General features: G+C 64.0%; 18 protein-coding genes and 2 pseudogenes. 18 read left to right on the forward strand and 2 right to left on the reverse strand.

The genetic code is table 11. The features are described 5' to 3' along the window. Nucleotides 1–150: 150 nt before the first annotated feature. The 7 genes from ACRQ5Q_RS07445 (at nucleotide 151) to ACRQ5Q_RS07475 (ending at nucleotide 12,355) form a co-directional block, all read left to right on the forward strand. Nucleotides 151–4,467: a strawberry notch-like NTP hydrolase domain-containing protein gene (locus tag ACRQ5Q_RS07445; protein WP_439396748.1), complete on the forward strand. Its 4,317-nt coding sequence runs from the start codon at nucleotides 151–153 to the stop codon at nucleotides 4,465–4,467. Between the two features lie 295 nt (nucleotides 4,468–4,762). Continuing rightward, nucleotides 4,763–5,830, forward strand: a complete 1,068-nt coding sequence (locus tag ACRQ5Q_RS07450; protein WP_439396750.1) for a DUF7146 domain-containing protein — start codon at nucleotides 4,763–4,765, stop codon at nucleotides 5,828–5,830. Nucleotides 5,831–6,086: 256 nt separating this feature from the next. Next, complete coding sequence (locus ACRQ5Q_RS07455) at nucleotides 6,087–6,446, forward strand: hypothetical protein (RefSeq protein ID WP_439396752.1); 360 nt, start codon at nucleotides 6,087–6,089, stop codon at nucleotides 6,444–6,446. A gap of 54 nt (nucleotides 6,447–6,500) precedes the next feature. Continuing rightward, nucleotides 6,501–7,772 carry a divalent metal ion exporter subunit IhpA gene (ihpA, locus tag ACRQ5Q_RS07460; protein ID WP_439396754.1) on the forward strand — a complete coding sequence of 424 codons (1,272 nt, stop codon included), beginning with the start codon at nucleotides 6,501–6,503 and terminating at the stop codon, nucleotides 7,770–7,772. Continuing rightward, a complete protein-coding gene (gene ihpB, locus ACRQ5Q_RS07465; RefSeq protein ID WP_439396756.1) occupies nucleotides 7,769–8,767 on the forward strand; it encodes a divalent metal ion exporter adaptor subunit IhpB in 999 nt (332 codons plus the stop codon). Before ihpA ends, ihpB begins: the two co-directional genes overlap by 4 nt. After that, entirely contained in the window at nucleotides 8,760–11,954 is a 3,195-nt protein-coding gene (locus ACRQ5Q_RS07470; protein WP_439396758.1) for an efflux RND transporter permease subunit, read from the forward strand. The genes ihpB and ACRQ5Q_RS07470 overlap by 8 nt, the downstream gene beginning before the upstream one ends. Nucleotides 11,955–12,091: 137 nt before the next feature. Further along, on the forward strand, nucleotides 12,092–12,355 hold the full coding sequence (locus tag ACRQ5Q_RS07475; protein ID WP_439396760.1) for a hypothetical protein: 264 nt from the start codon (nucleotides 12,092–12,094) through the stop codon (nucleotides 12,353–12,355). Here ACRQ5Q_RS07475 and ACRQ5Q_RS07480 read toward each other — a convergent pair. Continuing rightward, entirely contained in the window at nucleotides 12,300–12,554 is a 255-nt protein-coding gene (locus ACRQ5Q_RS07480; RefSeq protein WP_439399984.1) for a hypothetical protein, read from the reverse strand. The two genes, ACRQ5Q_RS07475 and ACRQ5Q_RS07480, sit on opposite strands and share 56 nt — an antisense overlap. Between ACRQ5Q_RS07480 and ACRQ5Q_RS07485 the strand changes: the two are divergent. The 9 genes and pseudogenes from ACRQ5Q_RS07485 to ACRQ5Q_RS07525 form a co-directional block, all read left to right on the forward strand. Continuing rightward, nucleotides 12,523–12,944: pseudogene (locus ACRQ5Q_RS07485) on the forward strand (P-type ATPase); the annotation flags it as partial. The gene ACRQ5Q_RS07480 and the pseudogene ACRQ5Q_RS07485 overlap by 32 nt on opposite strands. Before the next feature lie 95 nt (nucleotides 12,945–13,039). Next, nucleotides 13,040–13,549: a hypothetical protein gene (locus ACRQ5Q_RS07490; RefSeq protein ID WP_439399985.1), complete on the forward strand. Its 510-nt coding sequence runs from the start codon at nucleotides 13,040–13,042 to the stop codon at nucleotides 13,547–13,549. Continuing rightward, nucleotides 13,546–13,668, forward strand: a complete 123-nt coding sequence (locus ACRQ5Q_RS07495) for a hypothetical protein (RefSeq protein WP_439396762.1) — start codon at nucleotides 13,546–13,548, stop codon at nucleotides 13,666–13,668. Before ACRQ5Q_RS07490 ends, ACRQ5Q_RS07495 begins: the two co-directional genes overlap by 4 nt. A 455-nt stretch (nucleotides 13,669–14,123) precedes the next feature. Next, nucleotides 14,124–15,128 (forward strand): tyrosine-type recombinase/integrase, encoded by a 1,005-nt coding sequence (locus tag ACRQ5Q_RS07500; protein ID WP_439396763.1) that lies wholly within the window; start codon nucleotides 14,124–14,126, stop codon nucleotides 15,126–15,128. Beyond that, complete coding sequence (locus ACRQ5Q_RS07505) at nucleotides 15,125–16,075, forward strand: tyrosine-type recombinase/integrase (protein WP_439396765.1); 951 nt, start codon at nucleotides 15,125–15,127, stop codon at nucleotides 16,073–16,075. Before ACRQ5Q_RS07500 ends, ACRQ5Q_RS07505 begins: the two co-directional genes overlap by 4 nt. Nucleotides 16,076–16,079: 4 nt before the next feature. After that, nucleotides 16,080–16,637, forward strand: a complete 558-nt coding sequence (locus ACRQ5Q_RS07510; protein ID WP_439396767.1) for a tyrosine-type recombinase/integrase — start codon at nucleotides 16,080–16,082, stop codon at nucleotides 16,635–16,637. Between the two features lie 44 nt (nucleotides 16,638–16,681). Beyond that, nucleotides 16,682–17,557, forward strand: a pseudogene (locus tag ACRQ5Q_RS07515) (DUF7146 domain-containing protein); the annotation flags it as partial. A 330-nt stretch (nucleotides 17,558–17,887) separates the two neighbouring features. Next, nucleotides 17,888–18,811, forward strand: coding sequence for a DUF2493 domain-containing protein (locus tag ACRQ5Q_RS07520; RefSeq protein WP_439396769.1), 924 nt, complete (start codon nucleotides 17,888–17,890; stop codon nucleotides 18,809–18,811). Beyond that, nucleotides 18,808–19,398 carry a hypothetical protein gene (locus tag ACRQ5Q_RS07525; protein WP_439396771.1) on the forward strand — a complete coding sequence of 197 codons (591 nt, stop codon included), beginning with the start codon at nucleotides 18,808–18,810 and terminating at the stop codon, nucleotides 19,396–19,398. The genes ACRQ5Q_RS07520 and ACRQ5Q_RS07525 overlap by 4 nt, the downstream gene beginning before the upstream one ends. Here the strand turns inward: ACRQ5Q_RS07525 and ACRQ5Q_RS07530 are convergent. Further along, nucleotides 19,395–19,688: a hypothetical protein gene (locus tag ACRQ5Q_RS07530; protein WP_439396772.1), complete on the reverse strand. Its 294-nt coding sequence runs from the start codon at nucleotides 19,686–19,688 to the stop codon at nucleotides 19,395–19,397. The genes ACRQ5Q_RS07525 and ACRQ5Q_RS07530 overlap by 4 nt on opposite strands. Nucleotides 19,689–19,972: 284 nt before the next feature. On the opposite strand from ACRQ5Q_RS07530, the gene ACRQ5Q_RS07535 reads away from it, so the two are divergent. Both ACRQ5Q_RS07535 and ACRQ5Q_RS07540 read left to right on the forward strand, forming a co-directional pair. Beyond that, on the forward strand, nucleotides 19,973–20,293 hold the full coding sequence (locus ACRQ5Q_RS07535) for a DUF736 domain-containing protein (protein ID WP_128948358.1): 321 nt from the start codon (nucleotides 19,973–19,975) through the stop codon (nucleotides 20,291–20,293). 495 nt (nucleotides 20,294–20,788) lie between these two features. Continuing rightward, the gene (locus tag ACRQ5Q_RS07540; RefSeq protein WP_439396774.1) at nucleotides 20,789–21,109 is read left to right on the forward strand and encodes a DNA -binding domain-containing protein; all 321 of its coding nucleotides are present in this window, start codon (nucleotides 20,789–20,791) and stop codon (nucleotides 21,107–21,109) included. Nucleotides 21,110–21,159: the final 50 nt, after the last annotated feature.

A 21,159-nucleotide genomic window follows, 5' to 3' on the forward strand; every position in this document is an offset into this window, starting at 1 on the left:
AGCTGCCTGGGGACCGGTGTGTAACGCCGGTCCCCATTTTATGGGCGAGCGCTGAGAGGGAGAGCAGGGCCGGGAAGGTTTGAATTGCCGTGGTCTTAAGGGGAGCGCCGCGCGGTTCGACCTGTTCCTGCTCTCCCGAGAAATCCTGCCATGACCGAATTTCTTGCGGGCGGCGCTGCCGCCGCGCCGCTCTCGATGCGTGCCGCTGCTACTGTCACCTCTGCCGCCCTCAAGGCCGCCCGGCAGATCTTGACTGATCTCGAACGCGGCCGTCGCATCGATGCGGCTGTCCTGCGTAGTGCCATGGAAGCTGCCTTCGGCGCCTCGGACAGGGCGGCCGCAGGGAACTGGAAGACCGCCTATGACGTCTGCGAGGCGGCAACCGTTCTCTTCCTGCGCAAGTTCGGTCCGGCCATGCGCGCCAAGGCTGGCTCGACGGCTGCCATGCTGCCAATGCTCGCGAGAATCGCGGGCTGTCTGCCGACCCATACGCGGCGCTCCGAGAACAGTCAGGCGCTCCAGCAATTTTCGACGCCGATCCCGCTTGGGCTGGCCGCATGCACCGCAGCCGGCATTACGCCTGCCGACCACGTTCTGGAGCCATCCGCTGGGACCGGCTTGCTCGCCATCCTGGCCGAGCTTGCCGGCGGCTCGCTGATGTTGAACGAGTTGGCTGAAGGCCGCGCGGCGCTGCTAGATCATTTGTTTGCCAAGGTTGAGGTCACGCGATTCGACGCCGCGCAGATCGACGATCATCTCGAAGCGAGCGTTGTGCCGAGCGTCGTTCTGAAGAACCCGCCGTTCTCCGCGGTGGCCAATGCCGATCGCCGAATGGCGGCCGCCGCTTTCCGGCACATCGCTTCGGCGCTCGCGCGTCTTTGCGATGGTGGGCGCCTCGTCGCCATCGCCGGCGCAGGCCTTGCGCCGGATAACCCGGCGTGGACCGGTGCCTTTCTTCGGCTCCAGGAGCGGGGACGGGTCGTGTTTTTTGCCACGATCGACGGCGCCCTCTACGCCAAGCACGGGACTCACACGGACACGAGGCTGCTCGTTATCGACAAGTGGCCGGCTGCCGATCCAAAGGTTTTTCCCGCCTCGCAGGGCATGTCCGGCGATGTCGCCACCTTGCTCAACTGGGTGACCCAGAACGTGCCACCAAGGCTACCTGTCGCCGCGCCGGTCATGGGCGATATTGTTAGGCCTCCTGCAACGCCCCGATCGGCCGGCGCCATTGCACCAAGCCACTCGCCCAGTTCGAGGAGCGCGCCCGAAGGTGTTGAACTCGCGTACGAGACCGTCGATTGGTCGCCGCCGGAAGGCGTCCGTCTCACCGATGCGCTCTATGAGGAGTACGGATTGCAGTCGATCCGTATTCCCGGATCGTGCGCACATCCGACCAAGCGCGTGCAGTCCGCTGCGATGGCGTCGGTTGCGCCACCGAAGCCGTCTTACCGTCCGCACCTGCCTCCGAGGCTGCTGGCAGATGGAGTTCTGTCGGACGCCCAGATCGAGAGCGTCATTTATGCGGCCGAGGCGCATTCCGAATTCCTGGCGGGCTCCTGGGCCGTCGATGCGACCTCTGACGTTGTGGCTGCCGCGAGCGACGACGCAGAGAATGCCGTCCGCTTTCGTCGCGGCTGGTTCTTGGGCGATGGCACCGGTGCGGGTAAGGGACGGCAGGTCGCAGGGATCCTGCTCGACAATTGGCTCAAGGGCCGCCGCCGTGCGGTCTGGATCAGCAAATCCGACAAGCTAATCGAAGATGCCCAGCGCGACTGGTCCGCGCTCGGCATGGGGCGGCTGCTTGTCACGCTCCTGTCCCGGTTTCGCCAGGGTACCGCGATCCGGCTTTCGGAAGGCATCCTTTTTGCCACCTATGCCACGCTACGCACCGACGAACGTGGCGAGAAGCTTTCGCGCGTCAGGCAGATCGTTGAATGGTTGGGCTCCGACTTCGACGGAGTGATCGTCTTCGATGAGAGCCTCGCCATGCAGAATGCGGTCGGGGGCAAAGGCGAGCGCGGCGACCAAGCGGCCTCTCAGCAGGGGCGCGCAGGCCTGAGGCTCCCGCACGCCTTGCCCAATGCTCGCGTGGTTTACGTGTCGGCGACGGGCGCAACCACGGTCCACAACCTAGCTTATGCCCAACGCCTCGGTCTTTGGGGCGGCGCCGACTTCCCATTCGCCACACGTGCCGAGTTCGTCGAGGCGATCGAGCAGGGTGGGGTCGCGGCGATGGAGGTGCTGGCGCGCGATCTCAAAGCGCTCGGTCTCTACGCCGCGCGCTCATTGTCCTACGAGGGTGTCGAGTACGAACTCGTTGAACACCAGCTTACGCCGGAGCAGGTTCGTATCTACGACGCCTATGCCGATGCGTTCAGCATCATTCATAACAACCTTGACGCGGCGATGCGGGCCGCCAACATCACCGGCGAAACCGGAACGCTGAACGGGCAGGCCAAATCCGCGGCCCGATCCGCCTTCGAGAGCGCCAAACAGCGCTTCTTCGGTCATCTGCTGAGCTCGATGAAGACGCCGTCGCTCATCCGATCGATCGACCGCGATCTCGACCCCGGCCATGCCGCTGTCCTCCAGACTGTCTCAACGGGCGAAGCGCTGATGGAGCGTAGGCTCGCCGAGATCCCGACCGAAGACTGGGGCGACGTCCAGGTCGACATTCCCCCGCGCGAGTATGTGCTCGACTATCTCGCCCATTCCTTCCCGGTCCAGCTCTACGAACCTTTTACAGACTTGGAGGGCAACCTCTGCTCTCGGCCTGTCTATCGCGATGGCCAGCCGGTGGAGAGCTGGGAGGCCGTCGCACGACGCGGCCGCCTCATCGAGAAACTCGCTTCGCTGCCTCCGGTACCCGGCGCGCTGGATCAAATCCTGCAACGGTTCGGCACCGACATGGTCGCCGAAGTGACCGGCCGCTCGCGCCGCGTCGTCCGCAGGGGCGACCGGTTGGTGGTGGAAAATCGCGCCGGTTCGGCCAATCTCGCCGAGACCTCGGCCTTCATGGACGACGTCAAGCGCATCCTCCTGTTCTCCGACGCGGGCGGCACCGGGAGGAGCTACCATGCCGAGCTGTCGGCGCGGAATCGCCGCTTGCGGGTCCACTATCTGCTCGAGCCCGGCTGGAAGGCGGATGCCGCTATCCAGGGGCTCGGCCGGACCAACCGTACCAATCAGGCGCAGCCGCCGCTGTTCCGGCCTATTGCGACCGACGTAAAGGCGGAGAAGCGCTTCCTCAGTACCATCGCACGCCGGCTCGACACATTGGGAGCGATTACGCGCGGCCAACGCCAGACCGGAGGGCAGGGGCTGTTCCGGCCTGAGGACAATCTCGAAAGCCAGTACGGGCGCGATGCGTTGCGTCAACTCTACACGCTGCTCGCGCGAGGCAAGGTCGATGGCTTCTCGCTCGAGAAGTTTGAGCATGCGACCGGCCTGAAATTGACGGATGCCAATGGGCTCAGGGATGACCTGCTGCCGATCACGACCTTCCTGAACAGGTTATTGGCGCTCACTATCGATCTGCAGAATGTCCTGTTCATCGCCTTCGAGCAGCTCTTGACCGCCCGCATAGAGGGCGCTGTTGCGTCGGGCACCTATGACCTCGGGTTGGAAACGCTCCGCGCCGAAAGCTTTGTCGTCAGCGGCCGGAGGACGATCTACGTCCATCCGCGCACAGGCGCGGAGACGCGGCTGCTCACCATCGTCCAGCGCCAGCGTAACCATCCTGTTGGTTTGGATGACGCCCTTGCTCGTCTTTCCAATTTTGCTGTCCTGCTGATCAACGAGCTCTCGGAACGGGCCGCCGTGCAGGTTCCGGCCTCGAGCATCATGCTCGACGACGGCGAGATTGAGCGCCGCGTTCGCCTGATCCGGCCTATGGAGCAGCACCAGGTCCCCTTGAACATTATGGCGGAGAGCCATTGGGTTGAAGCGGATCGCGAACGTTTTGCCGCGGCCTGGCTGGCGGAGCTCGCCGAGGTGCCTGAGTTCACGGAAAGCACGATCGACGTCGTTGCTGGCTTGCTGCTACCAATCTGGAAGCGATTGCGGAACGAATCGACCCGTGTCTATCGGCTCCAGACTGATGCGGGCGAACGCATCATCGGCCGCAAGGTCTCTGCCGCGTGGGTCGCAAACGTCATCTCGGCGGACGCGCCCACTCTGACCCCGGACGCAGCCTTTGCCGCGGTAACGAAGGGACGCACCGTTCTCGACCTCGCGGAGAGGCTCCAGCTTCGCCGCGTCCGGGTGATGGGCGCATGGCGCATCGAGTTGCCGGGATTCAATGACACGATGCGCGATCGCCTCCGCGCCTACGGCCTCTTTGGAGAGATCATCTCCTGGAAGCTGCGGATGTTCGTGCCCACGGACGCAAGCGGCGTCGGGATCCTGACAAAGGTGCTCGACACCTATCCGGTGGCGCGCGTCAGTGAGCGGGAGGCCGCGTGATGTCTGCCGCGCCTTGCGAACTGGCACGCCGCCTTGCGCGTGAGGCTGAGGCCGTGTGCCGATACTATCTCTCCAATGGCAAGCGGGCGGGGCGGTACTGGGTGGTGGGCGATGTCCGCAACACGCCGGGGCGCTCGATGTTCGTGCGGTTGCAGGAATCGCCGAAGGGCCCCGCCGGCAAGTGGACTGAATATGTTGTGCCGAGAGTTATGTTGTGCGGGTGCGATTGGGCGCTGTCTCGCAGGCGATTGACGGCTTCTACGCAACATAATGTCAGCGCGCGGGAGGTTGCCTGATGCCCCGCGACGCTTTCGAACTGGCGTGCCGCCTCGCCCGTGATGCCGAGGCGGTCTGCCGCCATTACCTGTCCAACGGGCGGCGCCAAGGTCGATACTGGACGGTGGGCGACGTTCGCAATACGCCCGGACGGTCGATGTTCGTGCGGCTCAGCGGACCGGAATCCGGTCCCGGCGCCGCCGGGCATTGGACCGATGCCGCCTCGGCTGAACATGGTGATCTCCTCGACGTGATCCGCGAGAGCTGCGGCCTCGTTAACTTTCGCGATGTCGCCGAGGAAGCACGACGCTTTCTGAGTCTGCCGCGCGCCGAACCGCGCCGCAGCCCAACGCCCGTTCGCACACCCGTCCCCGCCGGATCGCCGGAAGCGGCGCAGCGGCTGTTCGCCATGTCGCAGCCGATCCCAGACACGCTCGCGGCAGCGTACTTACGCAATCGCGGCATCAAGGCTGTCCACGATGCGGGCGCGCTGCGGTTTCATCCGCGCTGCTACTATCGCCCGGACGACAGTTCGCCGACTGAGACATGGCCGGCGATGATCGCCGCCGTCACCGACCTCGATGGCAAACTTACCGGTGCACACCGAACGTGGCTTGACCCGGACGGCTTCAGCGAGGCCACACTCGGCAAGGCGCCAATCGACACGCCACGGCGGGCCATGGGCGGCCTCCTCGGCCATGCCGTCCGCTTTGGCGCGGCCGACGACGTCCTCGCTGTCGGTGAAGGCATCGAGACGATGCTATCACTGCGCTGTGTTCTGCCTGCTATGCCGATGGCTGCCGCACTCTCGGCCAATCACCTTGGCGCCCTTCTGCTCCCGCTGACACTGCGTCGGCTCTACATCGCCCGCGACGCCGACGCCGCGGGTGACGCGGCGCTGACTGCATTGACCGAACGCGCCGATGCTGCGGGCATCGAGGCGCTTGCCCTGTCTCCGCGGATGGGCGACTTCAACGAGGAGCTGCGCGCGTTCGGCGTCGGCGCGCTGCGGGCGGCACTGCGCATCCAGCTCGCGCCGCAGGATGGCGTTCGGTTTATGCGCCAGGGAACGGCCAGGACGGGGTGACAGATGGTCTGTCTAAGCCGTCGGCAATTGAGCCGATGATCTCGTATTGTCGCATATATCGACATTGGAAGCCAGCTCACAGCCGGCTTTGCCCGCCTCTGCCGACCTGGAACTGACGAACAGCGCCGGACGCTCAATTTTGCGCGCTCATCTTGCGTGCATGTTTGTTGAATGCCTCCGTGTAACATTGTTGCGGGTCGACATTTCACCCGGGCGCGTGGTACTCGATGAGATAGTGATGGTCCGGAATCGACGAGTGACCCTTTCTGCCGCCGGATTTTGCCGAGTGTTGCCGCGCTCCTTGCGCGGCGCGATGGCCATGTTTGTGATGGCGATGTACCTGGTCGCCGGTTTGCTGCACGGCGTGTGCGACCTCGATGTCACGAATTCGTCGTCCAAGATCGTCCTCTCGCTCGCCGAGAAGGCTGCCGGTCATTCCGACAAGGGCTCCTTGGCGGACCATCATTGTCACGGCTGCTTCTCGGTCTCCGTACCAGCCCCGGTAGTTGAAGCGGTAGCCTTGATGCCCACCGTCAAGGTGGTACCCACGCTGCAGGTCGAGAGACGTGGGTTGCCGCCCGGAATCGATCCGCCGCCCCCGAAGTTTCTGATCTGAGACTGACCGCCGGGCGCGTCGCGCCCTGATTCCGTCTATCGTCAGGTTTTCATCATGTTCTCAAAGTGCGTCACGCGTCTCGCGTGCGCGACGGCATTGCTGCTCAGCCCTTGGCTGACGGCGGCGTCGCAATCGCAGAGCCTCAACATGGGGGCGGCGCTGCAGCGTGCGCTGGCGACCAGCCCGCGCCTGACCGCCGCCGAGCGCGACGTCGGGATAGCCACCGGTCAGCGCATCCAGGCGGGCGCGCTGCTCAATCCGGAACTGTCCTATGAGCAGGACAATTCGTTCGGATCGGGCATCTATCGCGGTACGAAGTCGGCCGAGACGACGCTGCAGATCAGCCAGCTTTTCGAGCTGTTCGGCAAGCGCGAGGCACGGATTTCCGCCGGCCAGGCGGGCGTCGACGGAGCGGCGATCGAGCGCAAAGCGGTACGCCTGCAGATCCTGTCGGAGACGGCGATCGCTTTCCTGAACGTGCTCGGACTGCAGCGGCGGATCCAAATTCTGGAAGAACAGGTCGCCGCTCTCGAGCGTCTGACCCCGTTGCTGCAGCGCCGGGTGGATGCGGGCGCATCGTCGCCTGCCGAGACGGGCCGAGCTGAAGTCGCCGCCGCTTTGGTGAAGGCCGACCGCGAGCGCACCAAGGCCAGTCTGTCGAGCGCCCGCCGCGAACTGGCGGTGCTCATGGGCGACACGTCGCCGAGATTCGCCAGCGTCTCCGGACGGCTGGATGCCACCACTCGGGCGCCGTCGTTCGAGGCGGTGATCGCCGCCATCGACGCCAACCCGCAACTGGTCAGGTGGAACGCGATCTACGCCCAGCGCAATGCCGAACTCCTGTTGGCGCGGCTGAAACCCTACCCCGACGTTCGTCTCGCTGCTGGATGGCGTCACTTCAACGAGACCAACGACGACGCCGTGCGGCTCACCCTGTCTGTGCCGATCCCCGTGTTCAACCAGAACCAGGGCAACACACTCTCCGCTCAGGAAAGCCTCGCCAAGACCCGGGCGGAGCGAGAGGCGAGCCGCAACACGCTGATCGTCCTCGCAGGCCGGGCCTACGACACGGTCCAGGGCTCGCTGAAGGAGCTCTCGATCTTGCGCGAATCCGGCATCCCGAAGGCGCAGGCCGCCGCGAACGAGATCGAACAGGGCTACGGCGCCGGCCGCTTCACCTTGCTCGAAGTTCTCGATGCGCAGGCCAACGTCACTCAGGCGCGTCTGCGCGAGCAGGAGGCGCTGCAGAACTATCACGTCGCCGTTGCCACGATCGAAGGACTCGTCGGCAATCCCTTCGCTCTGGCGCGGGAGAGCGCACGATGAGAACTTCAAGCACAATCGTCCTCGCATTGGTCGCGGCCGCCGCAGGCGCCTTCGGGTATCGCTGGCTGGCGCCCAAGGAGGCGCCCGCTGCGACCGAGCAGACGGCGAAGCAGGAAGGCTACGGGGCCAAGGAGGAGAAGGCCGGCAACGAGCACGTCGAGAAGGACGAGCACGGGGCCGACCGCATCGCGATCAGCGACGTCAAGCTTGCGGCCGCCGGGGCCACCTTTGCCGAAGCCGGCCCCGCTACTCTGACCGAGACCCTGTCATTCAACGGCGTGCTGCGCGCCAACCAGGAGACGGTTGTCCAAGTCACCCCGCGCTTCCCCGGCATCGCACGCGCGATCAAGAGACGGATCGGCGACGTGGTCGGCAAGGAAGAGCTGCTGGCATCCATCGAGAGTAACCAGAGCCTCACCGTGTACGACCTCAAGTCGCCGATCGGCGGCACGGTGATCGATCGGCAGATCTCGTTGGGCGAATACGTCTCCGAGCAGAAGCCGGCGTTCGTCGTCGCCGACCTATCGACGATCTGGGTCGACCTATCGATCTACCGTCAGGATCTCAGGCGCGTCCGGATCGGGGATGAGGTGCTGATCGATCCGGACGATGGCGCCGGCGACATCAAGGGCTCGATCTCTTACCTCGCGCCGGTCGGCGCGAGTGAGACCCAGACGGCGATTGCCAGGGTGGTTCTGCCGAACCCGAACGGAAGGCTGCGGCCCGGACTCTTCGTGAGCGCCCGTTTGGTACTCGCCGAGCGGAAGGTGCCGGTCGCCGTGCACGCAGGCGCGATCCAGACCTTCGAAAACAAGACGGTCGTGTTCGTGCGCGAACGCGACGACAAGCTCGAAGCACGCCCCGTCGAGCTCGGGGACTCGGACCAGAAATTCGTGGAGATCCGGGCCGGCATGTCGTCGGGAGAGAAGTATGTGGCCGAGAACTCGTTTGTCGTGAAGGCGGAGATGGGCAAGGGGGAGGCCGAGCATGATTGAGCGCATTATCGGATTCTCCATCCGCCAGCGCTGGCTTGTGGTCCTGATCGTACTCGGGCTTGTGGCCTTCGGCGGCTGGAACTTCACGCGGCTTCCTATCGATGCCGTGCCGGACATCACCAACGTCCAGGTGCAGATCAATACGCGGGCGCCCGGCTATTCGCCGCTGGAAACCGAGCAGCGCATCACGTTCCCGGTCGAGACGGCGATGGGAGGGCTGCCCAAGCTCGAATACACCCGCTCCCTGTCGCGCTACGGTTTGAGCCAAGTGACGGTCGTCTTCCAGGACGGGACCGATATCTACTTCGCGCGCCAGCTCGTCAACGAGCGGATCCAGCAGGTCAAGGATCAGCTACCGGCCGGCGTCGAGGTCGCCATGGGGCCGATCGCCACCGGGCTTGGTGAAATCTTCCTCTACACGGTCGAGGCCAAGCAGGGCGCCAAGGCGCCCGGCGGCAAGGAGTTTACGCCGAGCGATCTGCGGACGATCCAGGACTGGATCATCAAGCCGCAGCTCCGCAACGTTCCGGGCGTGATCGAGGTCAACACGATCGGAGGGTTCGAGCGTCAATTCCACGTGCTGCCCGATCCCGGCAAGCTGATGGCCTACAAGCTCGGCTTCCGTGACGTGATGGCGGCGCTTGCCGCCAACAACGCCAATGTCGGCGCCGGCTACATCGAAAGGAACGGCGAACAGTATCTGGTGCGGACCCCGGGCCAGGTCGCCAACATCGCCGAAATCGAGGACATCGTCATCGGCTCGCGGGGCGGCGTACCGGTCCGGGTCAGGGATGTGGCCCAGGTCACCGAAGGCAAGGACCTTCGCACGGGCGCCGCTACCCTGGACGGAAAGGAGACGGTTCTCGGGACCGCGATGCTGCTGATCGGCGAGAACAGCCGCGCGGTTGCCCAGCGGGTTGCGGCCAAACTAAACGACATCGCCAAGTCGCTTCCGGACGGCGTCGTTGCCCGCACCGTCTACGACCGGACCCATCTCGTCGAGGCGACGGTCAAGACGGTCGAGAAGAACCTGGTCGAGGGCGCGATCCTCGTCATCGTGGTGCTGTTCCTGATCCTCGGCAACTTCCGCGCGGCTCTGGTGACCGCCTGCGTCATCCCGCTGTCGATGGCGATGACCGTCGCCGGCATGGTCGAGACGAAGGTCAGCGCCAATCTGATGAGCTTAGGGGCCATCGATTTCGGCATCATCGTGGATGGCGCCGTCATCATCGTTGAGAATTGCCTCCGGTTACTTGCGGAAGCGCAGCATGAGAAAGGCCGGCGGCTGAACCTGAAGGAGCGGCTGGATGCGATCCGCAGCGGCTCGGCTGAAGTCATCAAACCCAGCCTGTTCGGAACCCTGATCATCGCCGTCGTGTACCTGCCGGTCCTGACGCTCACGGGCGTGGCAGGCAAGATGTTCACGCCGATGGCCCTGACCGTCCTGATGGCGCTCGCCGCCGCCGCCCTGTTCTCGATCACTTTTGTGCCCGCCGCCGTCGCCGTCGTGGTCACCGGCAAGGTGTCGGAGAAGGAGAACCTCTTCATGCGCGCCGCCAAGCACGTCTACCTGCCGCTTCTGGAACGGGCGATAGCCTTCCGGCGCGTCGTGGCGTTCGCGGCTGTTGTGATCGTGGGGGCGAGCGTGTTCGCGGCGACCCGCATGGGCGGCGAGTTCATCCCGAGCCTCGATGAGGGCGACGTCGCTCTGGCCGCGATCCGAATCCCCGGAACGAGCCTGACGCAGGCGCTCGACCTGCAGGTGGCATTGGAAAAGCGAATCCAGCAACTGCCCGAGGTGAAGGAGTTCTTTGCGCGTACGGGCACGGCCGAAGTCGCGACCGATCCGATGCCTCCGTCGATTTCGGACGGCTACGTCATGCTCAAGCCGCGCAGCGAGTGGCCCGACCCGGAGAAGCCGAAGGCGGAACTGATCGAGGCGATCGAGAAGGCGGCCAACGACATCCCGGGCAGCAACTATGAGGTTTCGCAGCCGATCCAGTTGCGCGTGAACGAGCTGGTCTCGGGTGTCCGCAGCGACGTCGGCGTCAAGATATTCGGCGACGATCTCGACGTGCTGCAGGGAGCCGCCAAGCAGGTTCAGGCGGTGATCCAGGGCATCCGCGGCGCCACCGACGTGAAGACCGAGCAGGTTGCCGGGCTGCCGATCCTCACCGTCAAGCTCGACCGGCGGGCCCTCTCTCGCTATGGCCTCAGCGTCGGGGATGTCCAGAACATCGTCGAAATCGCCGTCGGAGGAAAGAGCGTCGGCAAGCTGTTCGAGGGCGACCGACGGTTCGACATCGTCGTGCGACTTCCGGAGCGCCTGCGCGGCAACATCGAGGCCATCCGAGCCATCCCGATACCCTTGCCAGCCGAGGAGCCCGGTTCGGCGACGATCACGAAGACGGCCTGGTCTGGGGCGCTCGGAGCGCAGCCGCGCTACGTTCCGCTGTCGTCGGTCGCGGTGGTCGAGTCCGCGCCGGGCCCGAACCAGATCAGCCGCGAAAACGGCAAGCGCCGCATCGTGGTGACTGCCAACGTACGCGAGCGGGACCTTGGTTCGTTCGTGTCCGAAGCGCAAGATGCGGTGGCGCAGAAGCTGAAGCTGCCGGCCGGCTACTGGATCGGCTGGGGCGGCCAGTTCGAGCAACTGGTCTCGGCCACCAAGCGGCTGACCATCGTCGTTCCGGTGGCGCTGCTGCTGGTGCTGTTGCTGCTTTTCATGAGCTTTGGATCGCTCGCCGACGCGCTTCTGGTGTTCAGCGGCGTGCCGCTGGCTCTGACGGGCGGCGTGCTGGCGCTCCTTCTGCGGGGCATCCCGTTGTCGATCAGCGCAGGCGTCGGCTTCATCGCGCTGTCTGGCGTCGCGGTGCTCAACGGCCTCGTCATCATCGCGTTCATCCAGCGGCTCAGGCACGAAGGGAAGTCCGTGATCGAGGCCGTCCGTGAGGGTGCGGTGACGCGGCTCCGTCCCGTGCTGATGACGGCGCTGGTGGCCTCGCTCGGCTTCGTGCCAATGGCGATCGCGACAGGCGCCGGCGCGGAGGTGCAGCGGCCGCTGGCGACCGTCGTCATCGGAGGCATCATCTCCTCGACGATCCTCACGCTTCTGGTGCTGCCGGCCCTCTACGTGCTCTTCCGGAAGGATTCCGGGCTGGCAGCGGTAACCGAGGAGTCGGCATGAAAGGAACTGCGGCAGACCACGCGGCTTGGCTAAGGACGGCACGATGATGGGTTCAAACGCAAGGACCACGCGCCTGCGGGTTCAGGGAATGGATTGCGCGAGCTGCGCGATCAAGATCGAGAAACGCGCTTAACCGGATGTCCGGGGTGCGATCCGTCGACGTGTCGGTCGCCCGCGGCACCGTCACCGTCAGCCATGACCAGACCGACGCGGTGGAGATGACCAGCAGGATCTCGGCTCTCGGATATACAGTTGCGGAAGGCGAGAAGACCGTGCCCTTATCGGTCAGCAAAAAGGTTCGGGACCGGGGCTCGGAGATCACGCCGGCAATTCTCACGAACATGATCACGGCGGCAGGACGACCGATCGACGATGGTGGCAGACCGGCAAGGCCAGGCTGACCATCGCATCCGGCGCGGCTCTGGCGGTCGCTTTCGCCGTGGGCAAGAGCATTCCCGCGATCGAGCGTTGGGCGTTCTTGCTGGCAATGATGGTGGGGCTCGTCCCGATCGCCAGACGCGCTCTTTCTGCCGCCATGGCAGGCACCCCGTTCTCGATCGAGACGCTGATGACGATCGCTGCAGTCGGCGCGGTCTTCATCGGCGCGACCGAAGAAGCGGCTACTGTCGTCCTGCTGTTCCTGATCGGCGAGCTGCTCGAGGGCGTCGCGGCCAGCCGAGCCCGCGCCAGCATCCAGGCTCTGACAAAGCTTGTGCCGAAGACCGCGCGGCTCGAGGAGGCCGAGGGCCGGGTGGGCGAGGTCGAAGCCGACACTTTGTCCGTCGGCGCGGTGATCCAGGTGCGTCCCGGCGACCGGATCGCTGCCGACGGCGTCATCGTCTCCGGAAAAAGCGCCATCGACGAGTCGCCCGTCACCGGCGAAAGCAACCCCGTCGGAAGGGGCGTGACGAGAACGTGTTCGCCGGAACCGTCAACGGGGACAGCCTCATCAAGGTCCGCGTGACCGCCGCCGCGGCGGACAACACGATCGCCCGAGTGGTGAAGCTGGTCGAAGAGGCTCAGGAATCCAAGGCCCCGACCGAGCGCTTCAACGCATCGTCGGTCGGCTACAACAGCAAGGCTTCGTGGTCGCGAAGGTCGGCGACGGCATCAACGACGCGCCGGCGCTCGCTGCGGCCGACGTGGGCATCGCCATGGGCGGCGGCACGGACGTCGCGCTGGAGACCGCCGACGCCGCCGTGCTGCACGGACGCGTCGCGGACGTCTCAGCCATAGTCGGCCTATCCAAGCGGACCATGGCGAACATCCGACAGAACATCACCGTCGCCCTGGGATTGAAGGCACTCTTCCTCGTCACCACGGTGCTGGGGATGACCGACCTCTGGCCGGCCATCCTCGCCGATACGGGCGCCCCGAGGGGCATGCGAAGGCCTGCGGAAATCCAGCCGCGGCGGCCCACTACTTTTCCGTGTCGATCGAGGCCTCCGGGCTGCGTTTTCGGGCGCAGCATTTCGAAGACTTCGCCTGCACAAGACGGTTTGCAGTTTGCCGCCCGAACGGTTGCCTCCACGAAGTCTTCGCGGACGACGGAAGACGCCAGCGTCTTGTCTTTAGTATCTTCGCGCGAGACATGAAGCTGACGAACGAGGGAGGAATCGTGGGCATCGAGGTCGTCGACGCCACCAGCAACCGAGCCTTCGTTTGGAACGGCCACCGCTTCGTGCCGTTGGGAAAGCCGAGAAAGGGCCAGTAGGCTGTCTCGCTCACTCGGTCCATCGAAAACAGACCGACTCTCACCATGCCCCGACGTGTGACCCAGCAATGTTGTTCCACCAACTCGTCAAAACTACGTGCACCTAGAGCAGGGTCATTTGCTGTGGATGGCGGGGATGTCTGTCGGTCGGCATAATCTCCCGACGAGAAGCTGTCGGCAAGATCGCGTTTCCATCGATATGGAGACACGATCATGCTTGAAGAAACCTTCTTTCCTCGAATCGCTGAGAAATATCGAGCAGCGCCACTTGTTGAGCAGCGGGAGCGATATCTCGTCTATCTAAGGGAGACAGGCGCCAAACGATCAACCTTGCGGAAATGCGCCAATGATCAATTGAGCTTTGTGCGCCTTCTGAGGTTGAAAGAAGGCAGCAGAGTGCGCCTTTCGCAGATCGAGGCCGTGACCGCGGTCTGGTCGCAGCCGAAGGCACGTAGGTGCGATCGGTCGGCATCACCCAAGGCGAGAACCGCTTTCTCAGGCGCGGAATACAATGGCTGCGCTTCTTGGGATGGCTCGATGAACCCGAACAAGAGCACCATGCGCATCACGGAGAGGTCGCGATCTTTGAGAAGTGGCTGCGCCAGGAGCGCGGCCTTTCCACGGCGACCATACAAGACTACTGCGGCGCCGCCGACCGCTTCTTCTTCTGGCTGGCAGGCAAAGGCACTCCGCTGGACGCTGTCCAGATAACCGACATCGACGATGCCGTTGCGGCAGAGCACAGGCGGGGGGCCTGGAGCCGCCGAACGATACACGATTACGCGCAGCGCCTGAGGCCATTCTTCCTGTTTGCCGAAGCGCGCGGCTGGTGCCGAGCCGGGTTGGCCGCGGGAATCATGGCGCCCCGGTTCATGGTGGACCAGATCGTGCCGAAGGGCACAAAGCGCGACGACGTCCTGCGTCTATTGGCTTCTGTTCAAGGGGATCGCCCGGTCGACAAGCGCCAGCGCGCGATCCTCATGCTGTTTGTCACTTACGGGCTGCGGGCCGGAGAAGTCGTCGGCTTGCGGCTCGACGATCTGGACTGGGAGAACGAGGTCATTCGCGTTCGTTGCCCGAAGCCAGGACGAACACATGTCTGGCCGCTCTCGCCAGACGTCGGCAATGCCATTCTGCGCTACATAAGGGAAGCCCGTCCGACCGGTCTCGGGCGTAGCCTCTTCGTCACATCGCACGCGCCCATCCGACCGGTTGGCAGAAAGACCCTCGGCAAGATCGTCCGCGATCGTCTCGCAGGCATTAGCGTTGTCTCCGGTCGACGAGGTACGCATGCCTTGCGGCACGCTGCAGCCCAGCATCTTCTGGATCAGGGCATGTCGATGAAGGTGATCGGAGACTTTCTCGGGCACCGCGATCCGTCCTCCACCACGATGTACGCCAAGGTCAATCTCGCGGCTCTTCGCGAGGTGGCGGCTTTCGATCTGGAAGGGCTGGCATGACGCTGCGCGAGATGATCGAACAATATATCCTTTGGCGGCGGGCCCATGGCGCCAAGTTCACGACCGGGGCGAACCTCCTGCGTCACTTCCTCGGATATGCCGATGGAGATGCCACCTGCGAGGCGGTGACAACGACCGAGGTTCTGGGCATTCTGTCGGGCAAAGGGCCTCTCTCTCGGCATCGCGAGAACAAGTATTATGTCCTTGCCGGCTTCTGGCGCTATGCGATCAGCCGTGGCTACGCGACGCGCTCGCCGTTGCCGGACAGCGAACCGAAATCGCCGCCCCGGACACGGCCGTATATCTACTCGCGTGACGAATTGCGGCGGCTCTTTGATCCTACGAACGTGGCGATCAGTCGGCCCGGTGCGGTTCAGCTCGACGCAGTGACATTCCGGACTCTGCTTCTCCTGTTATACGGAGCCGGGTTGCGCTTCAGCGAAGCGACAGGGCTCACACTGGCGGATGTCGATCTGGCGGAAGACGTTCTAACCATACGCGCCACGAAGTTCTACAAGAGCCGTCTGGTTCCGATCGGACCGCAGCTTGCAACGGCGCTGGCGAACTACATGCCCCTGCGGCGGCGCGGCGGGCTTGCGGAGGACGAGACTTCCTTCCTTGTGGCGAATCGGGACGGCACGCGGCTCGCCAGCAGCACGGTTCAGGCGTCATTCGACGCGCTGCGGCGTATCGCCAGGGTCCATGGCACGGCCGGCGGGCGACAGACCCCTCGCCTGCACGATCTCCGGCACAGCTTCGCGGTTCACAGCCTGACTGCCTGGTACCGTCAGGGGGCGGATGTGCAACAGTTGTTACCCGCACTCTCCACCTATCTCGGCCATTCGGATCTCGAGGGCACGAAGGTTTATCTGTCGATGACGCCGGAGCTTCTGCAGCAGGCATCGTTGCGCTTTGCGCACTATGCGGGAGGAGGCCGCGATAAGTGATCTCGTGACCCTTGGCCCATGGCTCCGGCGCTTCTTGTGCGAGCATATCGTCACCGAACGCAATTTGGCCCGGAATACCCGCAAGAGCTACCGCGACACCTTCAGCCTTCTTCTGCCATTCGCCAGCCGCAAATTGCGCAAGCCTGTGGATCGGCTGGCCGTACGCGATCTCACCTCCCACCATGTGCTGCAGTTCCTTACACATCTCGAGGAGGATCGCGGGTGCTCTGCCAGGACCCGCAATCAGAGGCTTGCGGCGATCCGGGCATTTGCTCGCTTCATCGGCAGCCGGGATCCAGCCCATGTCGAATGGTGCGGCCATATCCGGTCCATCGCATCGAAGAAATCCATACCGCCACCGGTCGGGTGGCTTATCAGGACGGAAATGGAGGCCATGCTCGCCGTGCCCGACCGCCAGACCAGGCGGGGCCGAAGCGAATACGCGCTTCTGCTCTTTCTCTACAACACGGGAGCGCCCGTCTCTGAGGCCACGCAACTGAAGGCGCGCGATCTGCATTCAATCGCCTGCGAGACAGCGCCCAATCGCACCCGCACAACATAACTCTCGGCACAACATATTCAGTCTTATGTGCAGTTGAACATAAGACTGACGCTGCGACCGGCGAGCATGGTGACCTCCTCGACATTATCCGCGAATGCCGGGGGTTGCGCGATTTCAGCGAGGCCGCCGAGGAGGCGCGACGGTTTCTGAAGCTTCCTCGTCCTGAGCCGCAGCCGGCCTCGAAACCCTTTCGTTCGGTGGCGCCGGCCGGATCGCAGGAAGCCGCGCGCCGGCTCTTTGCGATATCCAGCCCGATCGAGCGGACGGTAGCCGAAACGTATTTGCAGCGCCGCGGCATAACCCGCATCCACCATGGTGGCAGCCTGCGCTTCCACCCTCGTTGCTATTATCGGCCGGATGAGCATTTGGCGGCCGAAACCTGGCCGGCGATGATCGCCCGCGTTACGGACCTTGAGGGGCGGATCACCGGAGCGCACCGAACCTGGCTCGATCCAGACGGCTTTGATCGCACTCGTCTCGGCAAGGCTCCCGTCGACACGCCACGACGGGCAATGGGCGACCTCCTTGGCAACGCTGTTCGGTTCGGCGTGGTGGACGACGTGCTCGCCGCCGGGGAGGGGATCGAGACCATGCTGTCGCAGCGCTACGTGCTGCCTACATTGCCGATGGCAGCTGCGCTCTCGGCCAATCATCTCTCGGCCATGGTGCTACCAGCTGGCCTGCGTCGGCTGTATATCGTGCGCGATGCCGACGCCGCGGGAGATGCCGTGCAGGCGTCTCTCGCCCAGCGAGCAAAAGACGCCGGCATTGAAGCGATAGCGTTGTCCCCCCGGCTGGGCGATTTCAACGAAGACCTGCACATCTTCGGTCCCGAGACTCTCCGAGCAGACTTGCGGTTTCAACTCGTACCAGAGGACGTCGTCCGCTTCCTGCGTTTGTCGACAGTAGCGGCAGAATAGGTCGGCCGCTTCGATCGACGTTGATAGGTCGCTCATAACGAGGCCATTGCCGGAAGAGGACGCGACCCCGGCCTTCTAGAGGGCGATCGGACGGCGAGCGGACCGGGCCGGCAATGGCTGCGCCCGGCTATTTTCCGCCGCGCGCCGGCGATGAGCAGACAAAACAGCCATCAAACCGGGGCGCTTTGCATCGCGAAGCAAAATAGCCGGCCTCCGCCATCCTCCGCTGCCGCTTCGGCCCTTGCGGGTTCTGGCCCGTTCCGCCCGCCGTCTGAGTGATCGCCACGAAGGCCGCGATGGGCGCGGCCGATCCGGCAAAGGGTCCCTCCAATGACCGACCGTGACGACATCGAACCTCCGCACGCCTCTTCTCCAACTGACCACGTCCTCAACGAGCTACAGCTCTTCGGCTACCGTCCCTTCGACGACCAGCCCGATCCACGGCCACTTCCCGAGGCCAAGATCATCGCGGGTGCCGTCGCCGACATCTTCGACGCCCTGGTCGCGACGTTGAGCGATACCCGGCTCGAACCGGACATTGACGATCTGCTCTGGTCGACGGTCAACCTGTTCCATTGTGCCGTCGACCGCATCGAGCGCCACCTCGACGACAACGAACAGGCGCAGCAGAAGAGCCAGCGCGCGCAGAATGGCTCTGAGGTCCGATCGGTCGAACTCGAGCGCCTGACGGCCGAGGGCATCACGCTGATTGAGCGCCGCAACTGCCTGGAGCTCTTCCGCGACACGGCCATCGAGCGCTTCGAGACTCACACCGGATCGTCCTGGCGCCCTCGATCGGGATCGCTGGTCAATCACCGCACGCTGACCGCAGCAATGATCGACTCTCGCGACTTCATCGCAGCGAAGCGTCGCGCTGAAACCGAGGTTTTGTTGCCGGAAGGACCGAAGATCGCACTCACCGGCGGGCTCGACTTTAATGACTACCAGCTCATCTGGGACCGCCTCGACAGGGTCTATGCCAAGCATCCCGACATGGTCCTGCTCCATGGCGGCTCGCCGAAAGGTGCGGAACTTATCGCCTCCAAATGGGCGACTAATCGCAAGGTGCCTCAGATCGCATTCAAGCCTGACTGGACCAAGCACGCCAAGGCAGCCCCATTCAAACGCAATGACACCATGCTCGAACTCCTGCCGATTGGCGTCATGCACTTCCCGGGCACGGGCATCCAGGACAACCTCGCTGATAAGGCGAAGCGGCTCGGCATCCCTGTCTGGAGGTTCGGCGGCGCGTGAGCGCCGTCTTCTGCCTGCAAACCGAACTGGGGTTGCATGCGCCGCAACTCCGCCTCGTTTCGGTCTCATGTTCAGAGTTGCGCCGTGGTGGTGGTGGAAGGCGCGATTGGTACATCTATGCACATGGAGCCACCACCATGCTTGCCCTTGGGCTTGCCATCAACACACTCGGCATCGGCTTGTTCTGCTGGGCGATCTTTGCGCTCGCTGTGTATGCACTGTCGTTTTTCGTCGCTCTCAGTATCGGAATGACTACGTTTCGGAGCGGCGCCGGCCTCATTGGTGCGGTGCTTATCGCGACGGCCGGCGGTGCGCTGACGCTCGTCCTCGGCCAAGTCGCCGTCGCAATTACCCGGTCCTTGGCTTTGCGCATCGCGATCGCGACAGCATTTGCTATTCCCGCCGCCGTTGCCGGCTATCATGTGTGGTTCGCCCTGTCCCAGATTGGGGTGCCTTCGTTGGTTTGGCGTGAAGTCTTCGCTTGCCTGGGCGCGGTTTGCATTGGCGTCACGTCATGGACGCGCTTGATCGTTCCGGCGGAGACCCGCCCGTTCGAGCCGAGAAGGGGGGTGGAGAGTCCGTCCTAACCAGTTCTTACGGCCGGAAGCCTGAGAGATGACCATTTACCTCCTTCATCGTCGAACAGGTTCGCATAGATCGGCGCGCTGAACGGGGATGATCGAGCGCGGGAGAGGCAGTCCGCCTCGGAGCTCTCGATCAAACCGCCGGCATTTTTTGGTCTGGCCCACGCAGCCGCGGCGGAGCGGTGTTGCCCCGATCCACTCATGGGAGACGATACCGCCCTTTGCAGCAGTTTGTTTCTCTTTCTGCGCTGAAGCGTTCCGACCTCTTGTTCAGCAAAACCGATATCAGTCATGTCTTCTCCTGAGATTGCGGTTCAGCACGCGGACGCACGTGGCCTCTTGGATGGCTTGATCTGGCCGAAGACCGGCTTCGCCTCGATCGTCTGAGCCGCAACGCCGTTGATGCGACTTTCTTCCCCTGGGCTTCGCCCATTCCTCGCGAGTCAAGAAAGTCGCAACAACGGCGTCCTCCGCTGCGCTCCGGCCCGCGGGCGGGTGCGTCGCCGATCGTCTTCGGCCCTAGATCGCCATCGAGGCCGCGGTGGTCGCGGGCTCGAAACACAACAGGAGAAGTGACATGGCTAACATCGGTTCTTTCAAGAAGGTGGGCAACGATTTCCAGGGCGAGATTGTCACCCTGAGCCTGCAAGCCAAGGGCGTCCGCATCGTCGCCGAGACCAACCGGTCCAACGACAACGCCCCCAGCCACCGCATCTATGTGGGACGCGCGGAGATCGGCGCAGCCTGGTCGAAGCGTTCCGAGGAAGGTCGCGACTACCTCTCACTCAAGCTCGACGACCCCTCCTTCAACGCTCCGATCTATGCGAATCTCTTCGAGGACGAAAGCGGCGAAGGCTACACGCTCCTCTGGTCGCGGCCGCGTAAGAACGGTGAGTAAGCCTCAATCAAGCCCCGCCCGGTTCGCCGGGCGGGGCACTTCGCGCCCGGGCTGAGGTGCGGATTACGATTTGCTAAGCCGCGCAGCCCTTTTTAGCGGGTCTCCCGGCTCGCCCCTAATGCTTCAGCAATCTGCCCGGGCACGGTATCGCTTGCCGATGCGTCGCCGATGGCGCCGACATAACGGCGATTAGACCCGCACGCTCGGCCAGCTCCTCCTGCGTCATTTGATCGTGGCGGTTCCGACGCAGATTCACAGCCATGATCCCTTTGAGATCTACGGCGATATGGAAAACTGACCAGAACGATCGCTCTAGCAACGATCGTTTCTATTCGTGTCCGAACATGCCATCGGATGTGACGGCGCTACGAGCGCGACCGAGCTCGGCCATCGTGTCTACCGAAGGAATATCCAGGATTCCAACGGTCGTTCCGGTCAAAGTCGCAATGGGGCAGGTCGCCGTCTCAGCCAATGCTCGACCTTACAGCTGGCCAAATGCGCCGCCCTGTCGACGGCTGGCATGCCCTGCTTCGCATCGCTGCGGTAGATCACCGTGTTTGGTGCAAAGAGACGCCCGTGCTCGGCGGGTCATATGCGGCCGAGCTGCCGTTTCACGGCGATATAGAAGTGCGCGCCTATGCAGCCCGGCGGCTGTGGCGCTCAATGGACGCGCGCCAGGTCCTGCCTTTCATCAACTATCGAAACGACCGCTTGAGGGCTGCGATCCGTGCGCTCGAGGCGCACGGCGCGGGCGCAAGCTATCGCGTTATCCCCGAAGTACTATCCGGCAAGAACCGCGTCCCCGATCGCGCTTAGAAGACCCACCGATTTGCGTAATCGAACGATCCGCCTGGTGCAAGCCGGCC

The sequence above is a fragment of the Bradyrhizobium sp. PMVTL-01 genome, from assembly GCF_051861855.1.
Lineage (GTDB): Bacteria > Pseudomonadota > Alphaproteobacteria > Rhizobiales > Xanthobacteraceae > Bradyrhizobium.